This is a genomic window from Caldovatus aquaticus, from assembly GCF_019458025.1.
Lineage (GTDB): Bacteria > Pseudomonadota > Alphaproteobacteria > Acetobacterales > Acetobacteraceae > Caldovatus > Caldovatus aquaticus.
Map to the genome: position 1 here is coordinate 1 of NZ_JAHZUY010000015.1, position 17,726 is coordinate 17,726.

General features: G+C 75.4%; 15 protein-coding genes. 10 read left to right on the forward strand and 5 right to left on the reverse strand.

Translation table 11 applies throughout. The annotated features are described in order from the left end of the window. Positions 1-123 precede the first annotated feature (123 nt). The gene (locus K1J50_RS08010) at positions 124-1,182 is read right to left on the reverse strand and encodes an Ldh family oxidoreductase (protein ID WP_220117191.1); all 1,059 of its coding nucleotides are present in this window, start codon (positions 1,180-1,182) and stop codon (positions 124-126) included. Between the two features lie 125 nt (positions 1,183-1,307). Here K1J50_RS08010 and K1J50_RS08015 point away from each other — a divergent pair, with 125 nt between their 5' ends. Continuing rightward, entirely contained in the window at positions 1,308-2,099 is a 792-nt protein-coding gene (locus K1J50_RS08015; protein ID WP_220117192.1) for an alpha/beta fold hydrolase, read from the forward strand. Between the two features lie 59 nt (positions 2,100-2,158). On the opposite strand, the gene K1J50_RS08020 is transcribed toward K1J50_RS08015, so the two are convergent. The 3 genes from K1J50_RS08020 to K1J50_RS08030 form a co-directional block, all read right to left on the reverse strand. Beyond that, a complete protein-coding gene (locus K1J50_RS08020; protein ID WP_220117193.1) occupies positions 2,159-3,019 on the reverse strand; it encodes an aspartate/glutamate racemase family protein in 861 nt (286 codons plus the stop codon). A 120-nt stretch (positions 3,020-3,139) separates the two neighbouring features. Continuing rightward, positions 3,140-3,331, reverse strand: coding sequence for a hypothetical protein (locus K1J50_RS08025; protein ID WP_220117194.1), 192 nt, complete (start codon positions 3,329-3,331; stop codon positions 3,140-3,142). An 8-nt stretch (positions 3,332-3,339) separates the two neighbouring features. Then, entirely contained in the window at positions 3,340-3,648 is a 309-nt protein-coding gene (locus K1J50_RS08030; protein WP_220117195.1) for a hypothetical protein, read from the reverse strand. 1,090 nt (positions 3,649-4,738) lie between these two features. Between K1J50_RS08030 and K1J50_RS08035 the strand changes: the two genes are divergently transcribed. Both K1J50_RS08035 and cutA read left to right on the forward strand, forming a co-directional pair. After that, positions 4,739-5,917: an acetyl-CoA acetyltransferase gene (locus K1J50_RS08035; RefSeq protein WP_220117196.1), complete on the forward strand. Its 1,179-nt coding sequence runs from the start codon at positions 4,739-4,741 to the stop codon at positions 5,915-5,917. An 875-nt stretch (positions 5,918-6,792) separates the two neighbouring features. Beyond that, entirely contained in the window at positions 6,793-7,140 is a 348-nt protein-coding gene (gene cutA, locus K1J50_RS08040) for a divalent-cation tolerance protein CutA (RefSeq protein WP_220117197.1), read from the forward strand. A 21-nt stretch (positions 7,141-7,161) separates the two neighbouring features. Here cutA and K1J50_RS08045 read toward each other — a convergent pair whose 3' ends face one another. Beyond that, positions 7,162-8,316 (reverse strand): bifunctional 2-C-methyl-D-erythritol 4-phosphate cytidylyltransferase/2-C-methyl-D-erythritol 2,4-cyclodiphosphate synthase, encoded by a 1,155-nt coding sequence (locus K1J50_RS08045; RefSeq protein ID WP_220117198.1) that lies wholly within the window; start codon positions 8,314-8,316, stop codon positions 7,162-7,164. A gap of 115 nt (positions 8,317-8,431) precedes the next feature. Here K1J50_RS08045 and dusB point away from each other — a divergent pair, with 115 nt between their 5' ends. From dusB to K1J50_RS08080, 7 genes are all read left to right on the forward strand, one after another. Then, positions 8,432-9,517: a tRNA dihydrouridine synthase DusB gene (dusB, locus tag K1J50_RS08050; RefSeq protein ID WP_255575063.1), complete on the forward strand. Its 1,086-nt coding sequence runs from the start codon at positions 8,432-8,434 to the stop codon at positions 9,515-9,517. Then, the gene (locus K1J50_RS08055) at positions 9,514-10,689 is read left to right on the forward strand and encodes a two-component system sensor histidine kinase NtrB (protein WP_220117200.1); all 1,176 of its coding nucleotides are present in this window, start codon (positions 9,514-9,516) and stop codon (positions 10,687-10,689) included. Before dusB ends, K1J50_RS08055 begins: the two co-directional genes overlap by 4 nt. Next, positions 10,686-12,194 (forward strand): nitrogen regulation protein NR(I), encoded by a 1,509-nt coding sequence (ntrC, locus tag K1J50_RS08060; protein WP_220117201.1) that lies wholly within the window; start codon positions 10,686-10,688, stop codon positions 12,192-12,194. Before K1J50_RS08055 ends, ntrC begins: the two co-directional genes overlap by 4 nt. Before the next feature lie 80 nt (positions 12,195-12,274). Then, entirely contained in the window at positions 12,275-14,632 is a 2,358-nt protein-coding gene (locus K1J50_RS08065) for a sensor histidine kinase NtrY-like (RefSeq protein WP_220117239.1), read from the forward strand. Then, complete coding sequence (ntrX, locus tag K1J50_RS08070; RefSeq protein WP_220117202.1) at positions 14,622-16,079, forward strand: nitrogen assimilation response regulator NtrX; 1,458 nt, start codon at positions 14,622-14,624, stop codon at positions 16,077-16,079. The genes K1J50_RS08065 and ntrX overlap by 11 nt, the downstream gene beginning before the upstream one ends. A 41-nt stretch (positions 16,080-16,120) precedes the next feature. Further along, positions 16,121-16,996, forward strand: a complete 876-nt coding sequence (locus tag K1J50_RS08075; RefSeq protein WP_220117203.1) for a D-amino-acid transaminase — start codon at positions 16,121-16,123, stop codon at positions 16,994-16,996. After that, positions 16,993-17,697 (forward strand): HAD family hydrolase, encoded by a 705-nt coding sequence (locus K1J50_RS08080; protein WP_369413550.1) that lies wholly within the window; start codon positions 16,993-16,995, stop codon positions 17,695-17,697. Before K1J50_RS08075 ends, K1J50_RS08080 begins: the two co-directional genes overlap by 4 nt. Positions 17,698-17,726 lie beyond the last annotated feature (29 nt).

Here is a 17,726-nt window from a genome sequence, read left to right on the forward strand (position 1 = left end):
ATGCTTCAATCGCCTCAAGCATTTCCGCCGCATCGCCACACGCTTCGACAAGCTCGCACGCAACTACCTCTCCACCGTCGCCCTCGCCGCCATCCGGCTGTGGACACGGTTTGAGTCCAGGACCTAGGCCGCGGCGAAGCCGAGGCGGTCGGCGAGGCCGAACTCCTCGGCCAGCGCGCGCAGCCGGTTCCAGGTGGCGTCCTCGATCGCGATGCCGTTCGCGGCGCGCTCGCGCTCGCGCCGATGCTCGATCTCGCCGGGGTAGAGCACGCCCTCGCTGCCCGCGGCGGGCGGCGTCGCCTTGAGGTAGCGGGCGAACGCCGCCACCTCGGCGCGGAACTCGGCGAGCGGGCGGAAGGCGTCCACCCGGAACACGGCGAGGAAGCAGCCGTCGTTGTGCCGCCCCGAGGGCTCGACGCCGAAGCCGAGGCCGGTGAGCAGCCCGCACAGGATCTCCACCATCACCGCGAGGCCGTAGCCCTTGTAGCCCTCGCCGGGCCCGCCGAGCGGCAGCAGCGCGCCGCCGGCGAGGCGCCCCGGGTCGGTGGTGAGCTGGCCGTCGCTGTCCACCACCCAGCCGCGTGGGATCTCCTGCCCCCGCGCCTCGGCGAGCTTCACCTTGCCGACCGCGACGGCGGAGGTCGCCATGTCGATGAACAGCGGCCCGTCGAGGTCGGAAGGCACGGCGATCGCGATCGGGTTGGTGCCGAGCCGCGCCTCGCGCCCACCGAAGGGCGCGACCGCCTTGGGCGAGCGCCCCGAGTCGGCGGCGATCAGGCCGATCATCCCGGCCTCGGCGGCCATCAGCGGATAGGCGGCGAGGCGCCCGATATGGCCCTGGCGGAACACGGTGGCGGCAGCGACGTCGGCCTTGCGCGCCTTCTCGATCGTGTGGCGCATCGCCCGCTCGGTCACCACGTAGCCGAAGCCCCAGTGGCCGTCCACGACGGTGGTGGTGGCGGATTCCCGCACGATCTCCCATGGCGCGCCGGGCACGATGTGGCCGCGCCGGATGCGCGCGATGTAGTCGGGGATCTGGATGATGCCGTGCGAGTCGTGGCCGGCGAGGTTGGCGCCGATGCAGAAGCGCGCGACCGTCGCTGCCTCCTCCTCCGGCACGCCGGCGCCGACGAGCAGGGCGCGGGCGATCTCGCGCAGGCGGTCGGCGGGCACGGTCGGCATGGCGCGTCTCCTCCGTGGCGGCGGGGCGAGCCTAACCCTGGCGCCGCCGCCCCGCCAGCGCGGCGGTTGCCGGGCCGCGGCCGGGCTCGGTAGGCTCGAGCGCAGTTCGGGGGAGAAGGCGCGCAATGGACTGGATCGAGGTCAACGGCACGGCGCTGCGCTACGACCTCAGCGGCGAGGGGCCGTCCACCCTGGTGCTGGTGCACGAGATGGGCGGCACGCTCAACAGCTGGGACGAGGTCGCGCCTGCGCTGGCGCGGCGGCGCCGCGTGCTGCGCATGGACCTGCGCGGCGCCGGCATGAGCGAGAAGGTGCGCGGCCGGCTCGACATCGACGTGCTGACCGCCGACATCGCGGCGCTGCTCGATGCGCTCGGCGTCGCGGCGCCGGTCGCGATCGCCGGCAATGCGGTCGGCGCCGCCATCGCCATCCGCTTCGCGGCGCGCCGGCCCGAGCGCACCCGCGCGCTGATCGCGTCGAGCCCCGCCTGCGGCGTGGCGGCGGAGCGCAGGGCCGGCCTGCTCGAATACGCCGAGCGGATGGAGCGCGAGGGGCTGCGCGCGGTGGTCGAGACCGCGATGGCGGCGGGCTACCCGGAGGTGCTGCGCACCGATCCCGCGCGCTTCGCCCGCTTCCGCGCCCGCTGGCTGGGCACCGATCCGGCGAGCTTCGCGGCGATCTACCGCATGCTGGTCCACCTCGACATGGAGGCGGACTTCGCCCGCGTCGCCTGCCCGACGCTGGTGATCGCCGGCACGCACGACACGCTGCGCCCGCGCGCGCTGGTCGAGCCGGTGGCGCGCGCGATCCGCGGTGCGCGGCTGATCGAGTTGCCGACCGGCCACTACTCCGCCGCGCAGACGCCGGGGGCGGTCGCCGCGGCCTACGAGGCGTTCCTCGCCGAGCTGGGCTGCTAGCGCGGTCGCGGACGGCCGGAAACGGCTCGAGACCCGCGGCGGCAGGCGCGGCGCGCCGCTCAGACGAATTTGCGCCGCCGCGACCGCCGCGGCGGATCGCGCGGGAAGGCGAGGCCGCTCGCGTCCACGCGCAGGTTGACCAGCGTCTTCGCCATCTCGATCGCGCAGCCGTAGCCCTCGAGCACCGGCACGTCCCAGCCGAGCTCCGCCAGGCGCCGCCCGAGCGGGCGCTGCAGCCAGTAGGCGGCGGAGCAGCCGAGGATCAGCACCTCCGCCCCGTCCTCCTCGATCGCGGCGACCGCTTCCCTGACCGCCGCCTCCAGCATCGAGGAGGGCTCGCCGCGCGCCGCCTTCTCTTCCTCGCCGAGCAGCGTGGGCCGCCCCGCCGCCGCCGGGCGCGGCAGGGGATGGTCGAGGTTGCGGATCGAGGCGCAGCGTTCGGTCATCGCGTAGAGCCGCACCAGGTCGGCCATGCGCATGTTGTGCACCTCGGAGATGTCGAGCACCGAGAAGCGCGCCCCCAGCATCCCGGCGATGTGCATCTGCGCATGTGCGCAGGAGGTCACCGGCACGCCGTGGCGGTGGCCGATCTCGCGCGCCGCGAGGTAGCCCGGATCGCCGCCGCCGAGCAGCACCACGGCGTCGTAGCGCCCGCTCGCGCACGCCTCGCGCACGATGGGCAGGCGGTTGACGCCGGTGATGGCGAACTCCTCGCGCAGCTCGACCGGCCAGTCGCCGTGCGTCGCCGGCGCGCCCGGATGCAGCTCCCACTCCACGTCCTCGAGCAGGTGCGCGATGCCGGCGTAGTTGGGGAGCTGCGCCTCCTTCGGGCCGGTGCGCGGGCCCGGCTGGAAGGCCGCCCGCTCGCTCAGGCTGTAGGGACTGACCAGAAGGAAGCGGAACCGCTTCGCCGCTGCCATGCGTTGCCCTCCCCGGCGGTCGGCGCGCCCGACGCGCGGCCTGACCCGGGTGGCACGATAGACGGACGGGCGCCGCCGCGGCGAGCGGGACGGCAGGCCGGCGGCGGCCGGTCCGCTCCGTCAGCCGCGCTGCGCCGCCGTGCCGCGGCCACCGCGCATGTAGTGCCGCTCCGGACGGTAGGTCGCGCGCCGGACCCACCGCGCGAGGCGGTCGCGCAGGCCGGGGGACCGTTCCGCGGCGGCGAGGACCGACGCGGCGGCCGCCCGCAGCCGCTGCGCCGGCGTGGCGTCATGCCAACGAGCGAGGGGCATGGTGCGGCTCAGAGGGTCCAGTCGCGGGCCTCGCGGCCGGCGCCGTTGTGGACCGGAGCGAGATGGGCGGTGGCGCAGCGCGTCACCTGGCCGCCACGTGCGAGGAACTCGGCCACCATGCGGGCCACCTCGGCATCGTCGGGCGGCGGGCCGGCGGCGAGGTTGCGCTCGCGCGCGACCCGCACCGCGGCGCGGCGCAGCACCAGTTCGCGCAACGCCGTGCCGCGGTTGGTGCCTGCGGCCAGCCGGCCGGTGCCTGGGGTGACGTTGCGATCAGCCGACGGGGTGTCGGCGGGACGGGACGGAGCCGTGGCCATGGTGCGGGGCCTCTTGCTTCGTGGCGCTCACGTTTGCGTGAATGCAGAAGGCAATATACGAATTATTGGTCTCGTGGCAACCCGGGATGGCGCCGGCCATCGCTACGGCCGCTCCATCCCGAACGGCGGCGGCCACCACCGGGCGCACCGCCCGCCGAGTGTGATCCTCTCCGTGCCGCCGGGCGGGAATGGGGCGTGCAAACGGCATTCATGCGACGATTCCGGTCGGCCTGCGGCGCGCCTGCTTCGCCCCTCAGGTGCCTTCCCGTCGCCCTCTCCACCTCCGCCGTCCTTGCCTGGCGGCGGCGATAGCGTTCGCGCGACCGCAGAGCCGCCGTCCGGACGCGCAGGACAGTCGTGCCGGGAACCCACCGTGGCGATCAGGCCTGTGCGGCACTGGTCACGTCTGCCGCCCTTGCGGGCGGGGTGGCCCTCCGCCCCGAGACGGGGCGAGCATGTCCGCGGCCGCGGCGACGCAGGGACGGTCGCAGCCCCTGTTGACGCTCGGGTCGCCCGCCGCCGTCCGGCCCGCCGTCGTTGTGCCGGCCGGGACGGCGCAGGCCGCCTCCACCGGCCTTTGCGAATGCTTGCGGGGCGGAGGAGAGCGACCCGGACGCCCGCTCCCTGCGAGGGTTTGGCGGCGGGACCAGGCGTTGGCCCCCGCCTGCCGCCGCCTCGCCGTTTCTTCCTCAGCCTTGCCGCGCCCCGGAAGCCCCGGATCGCGTCGGCTCTTGCCGCCAATCTGCGCACTCGCGCCCGCGGATCCGCTCCACTGCCCGCCGCAGTTGCGGCCGGCACGCGCGTGCCGGTCGGCGCCCGGGGCGATCAGCGGCTGCGGATCGGCGGCGACCCGACCGCGCTGGGCCTCCCGCCTACGCGCCGCGCGGAGGCCCTCGCGCGCTGCGGGAAGGAGGGCCGGCTCGCCGCACTGGCCTCGGCGCAGCGTCCGGCGGGCGGATTCGCACTCCCGCCCGTCCCGGCGGCGATCCGCGCCCGGCGTGTCTCGTCCGGCGCGCCCGCAGCGCGGTTCCCGCCGGGGGCGGGCCGCCCTACATTGCCTCCGGTTCCCTTTCCACCGGAGCGTCCCGCCATGTCCGCGCGCAACGCCTGCATCGTCGGCTGGGCCCACAGCCGTTTCGGCAAGCTCGAGGACGCGCCCGACCTCGAGACCCTGATCGCCGGCGTCGCCCGCGCCGCGGTCGAGGACGCCGGCATCGCGCCCTCCGAGATCGACGCCGGCTTCGTCGGCGTGTTCGGCGAGGGCTTCACGCCGCAGGGCTTCCCCGCCTCGCTCGTGCTGCAGTCGCTGCCCGAGCTGCGCTTCCGGCCGATCACCCGGTTCGAGAACGCCTGCGCCACCGGCAGCGCCGCGATCCACGGCGCGCTCGATTTCCTCGCCGCGAGGCGCGGGCGCTTCGCGCTCGTCGTCGGGGCGGAGAAGATGACGGCGGTGCCCGGGCCGAAGGTCGGCGACATCCTGCTCACCGCCAGCTACCGTAGGACGGAGCAGGACATCGAGGGCGGCTTCGCCGGCGTCTTCGCCCGCATCGCCGAGGCCTACTTCCAGCGCCACGGCGACCAGTCCGACGCCCTCGCCGCGATCGCCGCCAAGAACCACCGCAACGGCGTGGACAACCCCTGGGCGCAGATGCGCAAGGATCTCGGCTACGAATTCTGCCGCCGGGAGAGCGAGAAGAACCCCTACGTCGTGCGCCCGCTCAAGCGCACCGACTGCTCGCTCGTCTCCGACGGCGCCGCGGCGCTGGTGCTGACCGACGAGGAGACGGCGCGCGCCATGAGCAAGGCGGTGCGCTTCCGCGCCGCGGTGCAGGTCAACGACTTCCTCCCCATCGCCGCGCGCGACATCGTCCGCTTCGAGGGGGCGCGCGAGGCCTGGGCCCGCGCCTACGACCAGGCGGGGGTGCGGCTTGCCGACCTCTCCTTCGTCGAGACCCACGACTGCTTCACCATCGCCGAACTGATCGAGTACGAGGCGATGGGCCTGACGCCGGCGGGCCAGGGCGCGCGCGCCGCGCTCGAGGGCTGGACCGCGGCCGACGGGCGGCTGCCGGTCAACCGCTCCGGCGGACTGAAGAGCAAGGGCCACCCGATCGGCGCCACCGGGGTCTCGATGCATGCGCTGGCGGCGATGCAGCTCACCGGCACCGCCGGGGCGATGCAGCTGCCGAAGGCCGATCTCGGCGGCGTGTTCAACATGGGCGGCGCGGCGGTGGCGAACTACGTCTCGATCCTCGAGCGGCTGGGCTGAGGCCGGGCGGGGCGCGGAGGGCGCCTGGCCCGCGCGGACTCGCCGCGTGCTGACGTTGCGGCACGACGGGCCGAGTCTCATGCGTATCCGGATCGAATGCCTGCTGCCGCTGCTGCTGCCTCTCCCGGCCGGACTGGGCGGCTGCGCCCTGCTGGAAGAGCCGCCGCGGACCGGAATCAGCCGGCCGCGGGCGGCAATGGCGGCGGCGCAGCCGGTGGCGGTCCGGCGCGACGCCGGGGCGGCCCAGTCCCGCCCGGGCCGGGGTGGCGAGGGCGAGCCGCAGGCGCGCGGCGAGGACGACGCATCGCCGCCGGATGCGGACCCGGTGCAGGCCGCCTCCACCGGCGCCGGGGCGGCGGGCGGCGGCGCGGCGCGCGCCGCCGAAGCCGCCCGTGGCGGCGTGTCGCCGCCCGGCGGCACCTTCGGCTGGCGGGTGCGGGCCGACGGCACGGTGGGCTGCGCCGTGCCCGGCCCGCTGCGCGTGGTGCGCGGCGAGGTCCCGGCGGCCGACGCGCGGACCCCGGCTGACCGCCGCCGCACCGTCGCCGAGGCGCTCGACGCGGGGCGCTGCCTGACGACCTTTCGCGTGAACGAGTGGATGCTGCTGCGTCTCGAAGGGGACCGCGCGCTGCTCCGCCTGACCAGGCCGCAGCCCGGCCCGGGCGAATCGCCGGTCGAGCTGTGGTTCCTGCGCCGCGACCTGATCGGGCCTGCCGGCCGTCCGGAGCCGGCCACTCCGGCGAGTCGCCGCCAGCGGCGGAGGACCAGCGGGCCGGGTAGGGCGGCCGCCGCTGGCCCGGCGCGGCGTTGCCGGCGCCGCGGACCGCGCCCATCTTGCCCGCGGTTCCCGGAGGTGCGGCGCGAAGGGGGCGCGGATGGCGACGGTCACGCTCGAGGACGACGCGGTGCTCTGGGTCTATGTCACCGCCGCGGATGCGGAGGAGGCGCGTCGCATCGGCCGCGCGCTGGTCGAGGAGCGCCTCGCCGCCTGCGTCAACGTGCTGCCCGGCCACACCGCGATCTATCGCTGGCAGGGCCGGCTGGAGGAGGCGGCGGAGGCGGCGTTCGTCGCCAAGACCACCGCCGCGCGCTTCGCGGCGCTGCGGGCGCGCATCCGCGCCCTCCACAGCTACACGCTGCCCTGCATCCTCGCCCTCCCGGCCGCCTGCGGCGACGCCGAGTTCCTCGCCTGGGTGCGCGCGGAGACGGCGGCGGGAAGCTGATCCCCGGCGGTGCGCCTCGCCTCAGGGCGGCAGCAGCACCGTCGCCGCGGCCTGCGCCGCGATGCCCTCGCCGCGCCCGGCAAAGCCCAGCCCCTCCGTGGTCGTCGCCTTGACCGAGACGCGCTCGACCGGCGTGCCGAGCAGGGCGGCGAGGCGGGCGCGCATCGCCGCGGCGTGCGGCGCGATCTTCGGCCGCTCGCAGATCAGCGTCACGTCGGCGCTCGCCAGCACCCCGCCGCGGGCGGCGATGCGGGCGGCGGCGTGGCGCAGGAAGGCGGCGCTGTCGGCGTCCTTCCAGCGCGCCTCGGAGGGCGGGAAGTGGCGGCCGATGTCGCCCTCGGCGAGCGCGCCATAGATCGCGTCGCACAGCGCATGGATGCCGACATCGGCGTCGGAGTGCCCGGCGAGGCCGAGCGGGAAGGGGATGGTCACGCCGCACAGCACGAGCGGCCGGCCCTCGACCAGGCGGTGCACGTCGAAGCCGGTGCCGGTGCGCGGGATCAGGCGGGCGAGCAGCAGCGATTCCACGCGGGCGAGGTCCTCGGGGAAGGTGATCTTCACGTTCGTCTCCGCGCCCGGGATCAGCGCCACCGCTTCGCCCGCCGCCTCGAGCAGCGCGGCGTCGTCGGTGGCCTCGTCCCGCGCGGCGCGGTGGGCGGCGAGCAGCGCGGCGAAGCGGAATCCCTGGGGCGTCTGGGCGCGGTAGAGCCCTTCGCGCGGCACCGTCGCGACGATGCGGCCGCCCTCGGCGCGCTTGAGGGTGTCGGCGACCGGTTGGGCCGGGATCGCGCCCGGGGCCCGCTCCAGCGCCGCGAGCAGCCGGCCGACCGTGCCGGGGGGGACGAAGGGGCGCGCCGCGTCGTGCACCAGCACGAGGCGTGGCGGCGCCGCGGCGGCGGCGAGGGCCTCGAGCCCGGCGCGGACGCTCTCCCGGCGGGTGGCGCCGCCGGCGACCGGCGGCCGCAGGCCGGGCAGGCCTTCCAGCGCCGCGGCGACGCGCGGCGCCTCCTCCGGCGCGCAGACCGGCAGCAGGGCGTCCACCCGTCCCTCGGCGAGGAGCGACTCGGCCGCCCAGCGGATCACGGGGAGGCCGAGGAGGGGCAGGAACTGCTTCGGTGTCTCGCCGCCGAACCGGCTTCCCCGGCCCGCGGCCATCAGCAGCGCGGCGATCTCCATGGCGCGCCTTTAGCCGCTGCGGCGCGGCGGCGCGAGGCGCATTGCCGCGGTCGCCGTCGCGGCCTATTTTGCCCAAATGATATGCACTCCGGCCCGATCGGGCGAAGCGGTGCCCATGCTGCGACCGATTGACCTCGGAGCGGGCGTCCGGATCGCCACACCCGTCATCCTCGCGCCCATGTCCGGCGTGACGGATCTGCCCTTTCGCCGCCTCGTCCGCGCGCAGGGGGCAGGACTCGTCGTCTCCGAGATGATCGCCTCCCAGGCGATGATCCGCGAGAACCGGCAGACGCTGAAGATGGCCGAGGTGGAGCCCGCCGAGGGTCCCGACCGCCCCTCCTCCGTCCAGCTCGCCGGCTGCGAGCCCGCGGTGATGGCCGAGGCGGCGCGGATGGTGGCCGACCGCGGCGCGGCGATCGTGGACATCAATTTCGGCTGCCCGGTCAAGAAGATCGCCATCGGCCAGCAGGCCGGCAGCGCGCTGATGCGCGACGAGGTCCACGCCGCGCGCATCCTGGAGGCGACCGTCAAGGCGGTGCCGGACCGGCCGGTGACGCTCAAGATGCGCATGGGCTGGGACCACGCCTCGCTCAACGCGCCGCGCCTCGCCCGCATCGCCGAGGAGTGCGGCGTCCGCATGGTCACGGTCCACGGCCGCACCCGCCAGCAGTTCTACTCCGGCAAGGCGGACTGGGACTTCATCCGGCGGGTGAAGGAGGCGGTCTCGATCCCGGTGATCGCCAACGGCGACATCGTCACCCCGGAGGACGCGGCGGAGGCGCTGCGCCGCTCCGGCGCCGACGGCGTGATGATCGGCCGCGGCTGCTACGGCCGCCCCTGGTTCCCGCGCCAAGTGGCCGACTATCTCCGCACCGGCGTCGTGCCGGAGGAGCCGCCGCTCGCCGAGCAGCTCGCCATCCTGCTCGGGCATTTCCGCGCCATGCTCGCGCATCACGGCGCGCAGGCGGGCGTGCGGGTCGCGCGCAAGCACCTCGCCTGGTACTCCAGGGGGCTGCCCGGCTCGGCGGAGTTCCGTGTCGCGGTCAACCGCGCCGAGACGCCCGAGGCGGCGGAGCGGCTGATCCTCGACTTCTACGGGCCGCTGATCGAGCGCGGCGTCGCGGCGGTGCGCGCCGGCTTCGCCGCCCGCGGCGCCGCGGCGGAGGCGGAGGCCGGCGAGGAGGAGCGTTGGGCGGCATGAGCGGAGGCGGCGCCGACACCCGCGCCGCCGGCGTGCGCCCCGCTGCGGCGCGGTCGGCGCGTGCCGCCCCCGCCGCGCTCGGCGTGCCGCCGGACGCCGCGGCGGTGCTCTCGGCGCTCCCCGTCGCGGTGGTGGCGCTCGACGCCGAGGACCGGTTCCGCGCCGCCAATCCCGCCGCCGAGCAGTTCTTCGGGCTCTCCGCCGCCTCGCTCGCCGCGACCCCGCTCGCCGAGCTGCTGCCGCGCGACAACCGGCTGTTCGCCCTGCTCGCGCAGGTGCGCCGGCTGGACGCGCCGGTCTCCGACCACGACCTCGCGCTCGAGAGCCCGCGCCTGCTGCGGCGCGGCGTCACCGCGCACGCCGCGCCGTTGCCCGAGCTGCCGGGCGGGGTGGTGCTGACGCTGCAGGACGGCTCGACCGCGCAGATGCTCGACCGCCAGCTCAACTTCCGCGGCGCCGCCCGGGGGACGAGCGCGATGGCGGCGATGCTGGCGCACGAGCTGAAGAATCCGCTCTCCGGCATCCGCGGGGCGGCGCAGCTCCTCGAGCAGTCCGCCGCCGAGGCCGACCGCGAGCTGTGCCAGCTCATCCAGGAGGAGGCGGACCGCATCCGCACCCTGGTGGACCGGATGGAGATGTTCTCGGATCGGCCGGTGGAGAAGGCCGCGGTCAACATCCACCAGGTGCTCGACCATGTGCGGCGGGTGGCGCAGAGCGGCTTCGCCTCCCATCTGCGCATCGTGCAGGACTACGACCCGTCCCTGCCGCCGGTCTGGGGCAACCGCGACCAGCTCGTGCAGATCCTGCTCAACCTGGTGAAGAACGCGGCCGAGGCGGTGGACCCGCGGAGCGGCGAGATCGTGCTCGCCACCGCCTACCACCACGGCGTGCGCATCGCCGTCCCCGGCTCGCGGGAGCGCGTGCACCTGCCGCTCCAGGTGACGGTGCGCGACAACGGCCCGGGCATAGACGAGCGGGTGCGCGCGACGCTGTTCGAGCCCTTCGTGACGACCAAGCGCGGCGGCCAGGGCCTCGGCCTCGCCCTGGTCGCCAAGCTGGTCGCCGACCAGGGCGGGCTGATCGAGTGCGACAGCCGGCCCGGCCGCACCGTGTTCCGGCTCTCCCTGCCCGCGGCGCCGCCCGGCGCCGCCGCCGACGGAGGCGCAGAGTGACGACGAGCGAGGCGCCGCGCACCATCCTGATCGCCGACGACGACCGCGCGGTCCGCACCGTGCTGAGCCAGGCGCTGGGGCGGAGCGGCTATCACGTCCGCGCCACCTCCTCCGCCGGCACGCTGTGGCGCTGGGTCGAGGACGGCGAGGGCGACCTCGTCATCACCGACGTGGTGATGCCGGACGAGAACGGTCTCGACCTGGTGCCGCGCATCCGGCGCGTGCGGCCCGACCTGCGCGTCGTCGTGATGAGCGCGCAGTCCACGTTCCTGACCGCTGTGAAGGCGGCCCAGCGTGGCGCCTTCGAGTACCTGCCCAAGCCCTTCGACCTGAAGGAGCTGCTCGCCGTGGTCGAGCGCGCGCTGGCGCGCCCCCCGGCGCCGGCCGCCGCCGAGGGCGCCGCCGAGGGCGAGGAGGCCGGGCAGCGCCTGCCGCTGATCGGCCGCAGCCCGGCGATGCAGGAGATCTACCGCACCGTCGCCCGCCTCACCACCACCGACCTCACGGTGATGATCACCGGCGAGAGCGGCACCGGCAAGGAACTGGTCGCCCGCGCGCTGCACGAGCACGGCCGCCGCCGCGGCGGCCCCTTCGTCGCCATCAACATGGCCGCGATCCCGCGCGAGCTGATCGAGAGCGAGCTGTTCGGCCACGAGCGCGGCGCCTTCACCGGCGCGCTGACGCGCGGCGTCGGGCGCTTCGAGCAGGCCGCCGGCGGCACGCTGTTCCTCGACGAGATCGGCGACATGCCTCCCGAGGCCCAGACCCGCCTGCTGCGCGTGCTGCAGGAGGGGGAGTTCACCACCGTCGGCGGGCGGACGCCGATCAAGGCCAATGTCCGCATCGTCGCCGCCACCCACCGCGACCTGCGCCAGCTCATCCGGCAGGGGCTGTTCCGCGAGGACCTGTTCTACCGCCTCAACGTCGTGCCCATCCGCCTGCCGCCGCTGCGCGAGCGGCGCGAGGACATCCCCCTGCTCGCGCGCCACTTCCTCGACCGCGCCCGGGCGGCCGGCCTGCCGGCCAAGCGGCTCGACGAGGGAGCGCTGGAGCGGCTGAAGCAGCACGCCTGGCCGGGCAACGCGCGCGAGCTCGAGAACCTGATGCGCCGCCTCGCCGCGCTCTACCCGCAGGAGGTGATCGGCGCCGAGGTGGTCGCCGCCGAGCTGGCCGAGGCGGAAGCCGGCGCCGCCGCCCCGGCCGTGCCGGAAGGCGGCGGCTCCCCTGCCGGCGCGGCGACGCTCGAGCAGGCGATCGAGCGTCACCTCGCCGCCTTCGTCGCGGCGCATCGCGACGGCATGCCGATCCGCGACCTCTACGACCGCGTGCTCGCCGAGGTCGAGCGGCCGCTGCTGCGCCTCGTCCTCGCCGCCACCCGCGGCAACCAGATCAAGGCGGCGGCGATGCTTGGCCTGAACCGCAACACGCTGCGCAAGAAGCTGCGCGACCTCGACCTGCCCGTGGTGCGCGGCAGCGGCGTCGGCGGCCCCGGCCCGCTCCCGTGACCGGGCTGGCCGCCCTCCTGCGGCGCCGGCGCGGCGCCGGCCGGGATGCGCCGCCGCCGGCCGGCGGCATCGGCGGGGCGCTGCCGCCGCGCGGCAACGGCGATGACGGCGGCGACGACGAGGCGGGGCCGCTGGTCCGCCGCCTCGGCGACCGGCTGCTCGGCCGCGCCGTCACGCTCGGCCTCGCCCTCGGCGCGCTGGCGATCGGCGTCGCGACCTTCGTGGTGCTGTCCGGGGGCAGTCCGCTCGGGCCGACCAGCCCGGGCCAGGTGGTCGGCCTGGTGCTGGTCAACGCCGCCTTCGTGCTGCTGCTCGTCGCCCTGCTCGCGGCGCGGCTGGTCCGCATGTGGCTGGAGCGGCGCCGCGGCTCGGCCGGCTCGCGCCTGCACGTGCGCCTCGTGCTGCTGTTCGGCGTGGTGGCGGTGGTGCCGGCGCTGCTGGTCGCGGGCTTCGCCGCGGTGTTCTTCAACCTCGGCATCCAGGCCTGGTTCAGCGATCGCGTCCAGACCGCGCTCGAGGCCAGCCTGCAGGCGAGCCGCGCCTATCTCGAGGAGCACCGCAACGCGATCCGCGCCGACGCGCTGGCGATGGCGAACGAGCTGAACCGCATCGTCGTGCTGCGCCCGGGGCCGATCCCCTTCGCCGACACGCTGGCCTTCCAGGCCAGCCTGCTCGGCCTCACCTCGGCCACCGTGTTCGAGCCCGGCCAGCGCGTCGTCGCCGCCCACGCCGGCGAGGCGCCGCCGCCGGACCTCTCCGACCTGCCCGACTGGGCGCTCGAGGCGGCGCAGGCCGGCGAGGTCGCGGTGCTGCCGAGCGACTCCGAGAGCCGGGTGCGCGCCCTGGTCAGCCTCAACGTCGGGCCGGGGCTGATGCTGCTGGTGGACCGGCCGCTCGACCCGGGCGTGCTGGAGCACATGCGCACCACCGCGCTCGCCTACCAGGAATACGCGGAGCTCGACCGCAACCGCGGCGGGCTGCAGATCACCTTCGCGATGATCTTCGCCATCGCCGCGCTGCTCGTGCTGCTCGCGGCGGTGCTGATCGGCCTGGTGCTGGCGAACCAGCTCGCGCGCCCGATCTCGCGCCTGATCACCGCGGCCGAGCGGGTGCGCGCCGGCGACCTCACGACGCGGGTCAAGGAGGGGCGCGCCGACGACGAGATCGCCTCCCTCTCGCGCGCCTTCAACCGCATGACGAGCCAGCTCGCCGCGCAGCGGGCCGAGCTGATGGAGGCCTACCGGCAGATCGACGAGCGGCGGCGCTTCACCGAGACGGTGCTCGCCGGCGTCTCTGCCGGCGTGGTCGGCCTCGACCCGGACGGGCGGGTGAACCTGCCCAACCGCAGCGCCTCGGCTCTGCTCGGGGTGGACATGGACGCCGCGATCGGCCTGCCGATGGCCGGCGTGGTGCCGGAGTTCGCCCCCCTGCTCGAGCAGGCGCGCGCCGCGCCGGAGCGCTCGCACACCGCCGAGATCCGCATCGGCCCGCCCGCGCACCGGCGCACCCTGCTCGCGCGCATCGGCGGCATGACGCAGGGCGGGGCGGTGGCGGGCTACGTGCTCACCTTCGACGACATCACCGAGCTGCTCGCCGCCCAGCGCAAGGCGGCGTGGGCGGACGTCGCGCGGCGCATCGCGCACGAGATCAAGAATCCGCTGACGCCGATCCAGCTCTCCGCCGAGCGGCTGAAGCGGCGCTACCTCAAGGAGATCCGGTCCGACCCCGAGACGTTCAAGTCCTGCACCGACACCATCGTCCGCCAGGTCGGCGACATCGGGCGGATGGTGGACGAGTTCTCCGCCTTCGCCCGCATGCCGCAGCCGGTGATCCGGCCCGAGGACGTGGGCCAGGTGGTGCGCGAAGCGCTCCTCCTGCAGCGCAACGCCCACCCCGAGATCGCCTACGAGGCGCGCCTGCCGGAGGACGCCCCGGCGATCCCCTGCGACCGCCGCCTGCTCGGCCAGGCGCTGACCAACCTGCTGCAGAACGCCGCCGATGCCATCGCCATGCGGCGGGAGCGCGACGCGGCGGGCCCGGACCGCGCCGGCGACGGAACGGACCGGGAGGACGAGGGCGCCGCCGCGTCCGCCGCGCCGGCGGGCGCCGCCGCGGCACCGGCCGGGCGCATCGTCGTTTCGCTCGAGATCGGCGAGGAGACCGCGAGCCTCGCGGTGACCGACGACGGGATCGGCCTGCCCCAGGGCGAGGAGCGCGAGCGGCTGACCGAGCCCTACGTCACCCACAAGGCGAAAGGAACCGGACTCGGCCTTGCCATCGTGAAGAAGATCATGGAGGACCATGGGGGCAGGCTGGCCCTGGAGGACCGGCCGGACGGGCCCGGCGCCCGGGCGGTGCTGATCCTGCCGCTGCGGACCGGGGCCGCCGCGGAGTCGCGCACGGAGGGGGAGGGGGTGAGGCTCGCGCATGGCGCATGAGATCCTGATCGTGGACGACGAGCCCGACATCCGCGCCCTCATCGAGGGCATCCTGACGGATGAGGGCTACGAGTGCCGCCAGGCGCACAACAGCGACTCGGCGCTGGCGGCGTTCCGGCAGCGGCGGCCCTCGCTCGTCATCCTCGACGTCTGGCTGCAGAATTCGCGCCTCGACGGGCTCGGCCTCCTCTCCGTGATGCAGAGCGAGGAGCCGCAGGTTCCCTGCGTCATGATCTCCGGCCATGGCACCATCGAGATGGCGGTGCAGGCGATCCAGCAGGGCGCCTACGACTTCATCGAGAAGCCCTTCAAGGCCGACCGCCTGCTGCTGGTCATCGCCCGCGCGCTGGAGGCGGCGCGCCTCAGGCGCGAGAACTCCGAGCTCCGCCTGCGCGCCGGGGCGGAGGCCGAGCTCATCGGCGTCTCCTCGGTGATGGCCCAGCTCCGCAACGCCATCGAGAAGGTGGCGCCGACCGGCAGCCGGGTGCTGATCACCGGCCCGGCAGGGTCGGGCAAGGAGGTCGCGGCGCGCATGATCCACGCGCGCTCGCGCCGCGCCGACGGCCCCTTCGTCGCGCTCAACTGCGCCACCCTCAACCCGGCGCGCTTCGAGGAGGAGCTGTTCGGCGTCGAGGCCGGCCCCGACCCGGTCGCGCAGCCGCGCCGCGCCGGTGTGCTGGAGCGCGCGCACGGCGGCACGCTGCTGCTCGACGAGGTGGCGGACATGCCGCTCGAGACCCAGGGCAAGATCGTGCGCGCGCTGCAGGAGCAGGGCTTCGAGCGCGTCGGCGGCGCGACGCGGGTGAAGGTGGATGTGCGCGTGCTCGCCACCACCAGCCGCGACCTGCAGGCCGAGATCGCCGCCGGGCGGTTCCGCGAGGACCTCTACTACCGCCTGGCCGTGGTGCCGCTGAAGGTCCCGCCGCTGCGCGAGCGGCGCGAGGACGTGCCGGTGCTGGCGCGCCACTTCATGGCCCGCTCCGTCGAGACCTCGGGCCTGCCGCCGCGCGAGCTGGCCGAGGACGCGCTCGCCGCGATGCAGGCCTACGACTGGCCCGGCAACGTGCGCGAGCTGCGCAACCTGATCGACTGGCTGCTGATCATGGCGCCGGGCGAGGCCAGGGACCCGATCCGGGCCGACATGCTGCCGCCGCAGGTCGGCGCCGCGGCGCCGGCCGTGCTCAAGCTCGACCGCTCGAGCGAGATCATGACGCTGCCGCTGCGCGAGGCGCGCGAGCTGTTCGAGAAGCAGTACCTCGAGGCGCAGCTCCTGCGCTTCGGCGGCAACATCAGCCGCACCGCCAACTTCGTCGGCATGGAGCGCAGCGCGCTGCACCGCAAGCTGAAGTTCCTCGGCGTGCACACGGACGACCGGCAGGGGGCGAACGCCGCGAGCCAGGCCGGGGCGGCGGCGGTCCCGCCGGGCGCCGCCGCGCCCGGCGGCTGAGACGACGGGCCAAGACGGCGCGCGCCGGGGGAAGGGGGAACATGTCGCGGATCGCCTACGTCAACGGCCGCTACCTGCCGCAGCGCCACGCCGCGGTGAACATCGAGGACCGCGGCTACCAATTCGGCGACGGCATCTACGAGGTGGTGCACGTCTACGACGGCCGGCTGATAGACGAGGACCGCCACCTCGACCGGCTGGAGCGGTCCCTGCGCGAGATCCGGCTGCCGATGCCGATGCCGCGCGCCGCGCTCCGCCTCGTGCTGCGCGAGGTGGCGCGCCGCAACCGCGTCGCCGAGGGCCTTCTCTACATGCAGGTGACGCGCGGCGTCGCGCGGCGCGACCACGCCTTTCCTGCGAAGCCCGTCCCGCCGGCGCTGGTCGTCACCATCAAGCGCATCCCGCCCTTCCCGACGGACGTGGATTCCTGGGCCGCCGCGGCGATCCTGCTCCCCGATCTCCGCTGGGCGCGGCGCGACATCAAGAGCGTCAACCTGCTGCCCAACGTCCTCGCCCGCCAGGCGGCGAAGGAGCAGGGCGCGCTGGAGGCGGTGCTCTACGACGAGCCCAGCGGGGTCATCACCGAGGGGGCGGCGACCAATTTCTGGATCGTGGACGAGCACGGCGCGCTGCGCACCCGCCACCTCGACCACGCCATCCTGCCCGGCTGCACCCGCGGCGCCCTGCTCGCCGAGCTGCGCGCGGCCGGCATCCCCTGCGAGGAGCGCGCCTTCACCGTCGAGGAGGCGCGCCGCGCGCGCGAGGCCTTCCTCACCTCCGCGACCTCCTTCGTGAAGCCGATCACGCGGCTGGACGGGCGGCCGGTCGGCGACGGCAGGGTGGGCCCGGTCACGCGCCGGCTGTTCGACCTCTTCGCGCGCCACGTGAAGGGGCCGCCGCGGAACGAAGCGGCGTGACGGCGCCACTGCCCCCTGCGCCCGGCGCGCTGCCCCGGCCCGCCGCCATCCTCTGGGACTGGGACAACACGCTGGTGGACGGCTGGGCGGCGATCGCCGCCGGGCTGAACGCCGCCTTCCGCGCCTTCGGCCTGCCCGGCTGGAGCCTCGAGGAGGTGAGGGCCCGCGTGCGCCGCTCGCTGCGCGAGAGCTTCCCGGAGATCTTCGGCCCGGACTGGGAGCGCGCGCGCGAGATCTTCTACGCCGAGGTCCGCGCCCGGCACCTCGCCGTGCTGAGGCCGATGCCGGGCGCCGAGGCGGCGCTCCGCGCCGCCGCCCTCCTCGCGCCGCAGGGCGTGGTCAGCAACAAGCAGGGCCCGCTGCTGCGCGCCGAGGCGGCGCATCTCGGCTGGGCGGACCGGTTCCGCGCCCTCGTCGGCGCCGGCGACGCCGCCGCCGACAAGCCCGACCCGGCGCCGCTGCGGATGGCGCTCGCGGCCTGCGGGGTCGCGCCCGGCTCCGCCCCGGTCTGGTATGTCGGCGATACCGCGCTCGACATGCAGGCGGCGCGCGCGGCGGGCTGCGCCGCGGTGCTGCTCGGCGCGGCGGAGCACGACGGCGGCATCGGCAACGCGGCCCCGGATGCAGCCTTCGCCGACGGTCATGCACTGGCTGCGCACCTCCTCTGTCTTGCCAAGAGCGCGCCGCATCGCCATTGCTGAAGGACCGGGGCAAGCCAGGGCAGGGGACG

Excerpts from the sequence above, each read along its gene's own strand:
- dusB (WP_255575063.1), top strand. The coding sequence starts at position 8,432 with ATGCTGCGACCGATTGACCTCGGAGCGGGCGTCCGGATCGCCACACCC.
- cutA (WP_220117197.1), top strand. The coding sequence starts at position 6,793 with ATGGCGACGGTCACGCTCGAGGACGACGCGGTGCTCTGGGTCTATGTC.
- K1J50_RS08010 (WP_220117191.1), bottom strand. The coding sequence starts at position 1,182 with ATGCCGACCGTGCCCGCCGACCGCCTGCGCGAGATCGCCCGCGCCCTG.
- K1J50_RS08075 (WP_220117203.1), top strand. The coding sequence starts at position 16,121 with ATGTCGCGGATCGCCTACGTCAACGGCCGCTACCTGCCGCAGCGCCAC.
- K1J50_RS08035 (WP_220117196.1), top strand. The coding sequence starts at position 4,739 with ATGTCCGCGCGCAACGCCTGCATCGTCGGCTGGGCCCACAGCCGTTTC.
- K1J50_RS08045 (WP_220117198.1), bottom strand. The coding sequence starts at position 8,316 with ATGGAGATCGCCGCGCTGCTGATGGCCGCGGGCCGGGGAAGCCGGTTC.
- ntrX (WP_220117202.1), top strand. The coding sequence starts at position 14,622 with ATGGCGCATGAGATCCTGATCGTGGACGACGAGCCCGACATCCGCGCC.
- K1J50_RS08025 (WP_220117194.1), bottom strand. The coding sequence starts at position 3,331 with ATGCCCCTCGCTCGTTGGCATGACGCCACGCCGGCGCAGCGGCTGCGG.
- K1J50_RS08015 (WP_220117192.1), top strand. The coding sequence starts at position 1,308 with ATGGACTGGATCGAGGTCAACGGCACGGCGCTGCGCTACGACCTCAGC.
- K1J50_RS08030 (WP_220117195.1), bottom strand. The coding sequence starts at position 3,648 with ATGGCCACGGCTCCGTCCCGTCCCGCCGACACCCCGTCGGCTGATCGC.
- K1J50_RS08055 (WP_220117200.1), top strand. The coding sequence starts at position 9,514 with ATGAGCGGAGGCGGCGCCGACACCCGCGCCGCCGGCGTGCGCCCCGCT.
- K1J50_RS08020 (WP_220117193.1), bottom strand. The coding sequence starts at position 3,019 with ATGGCAGCGGCGAAGCGGTTCCGCTTCCTTCTGGTCAGTCCCTACAGC.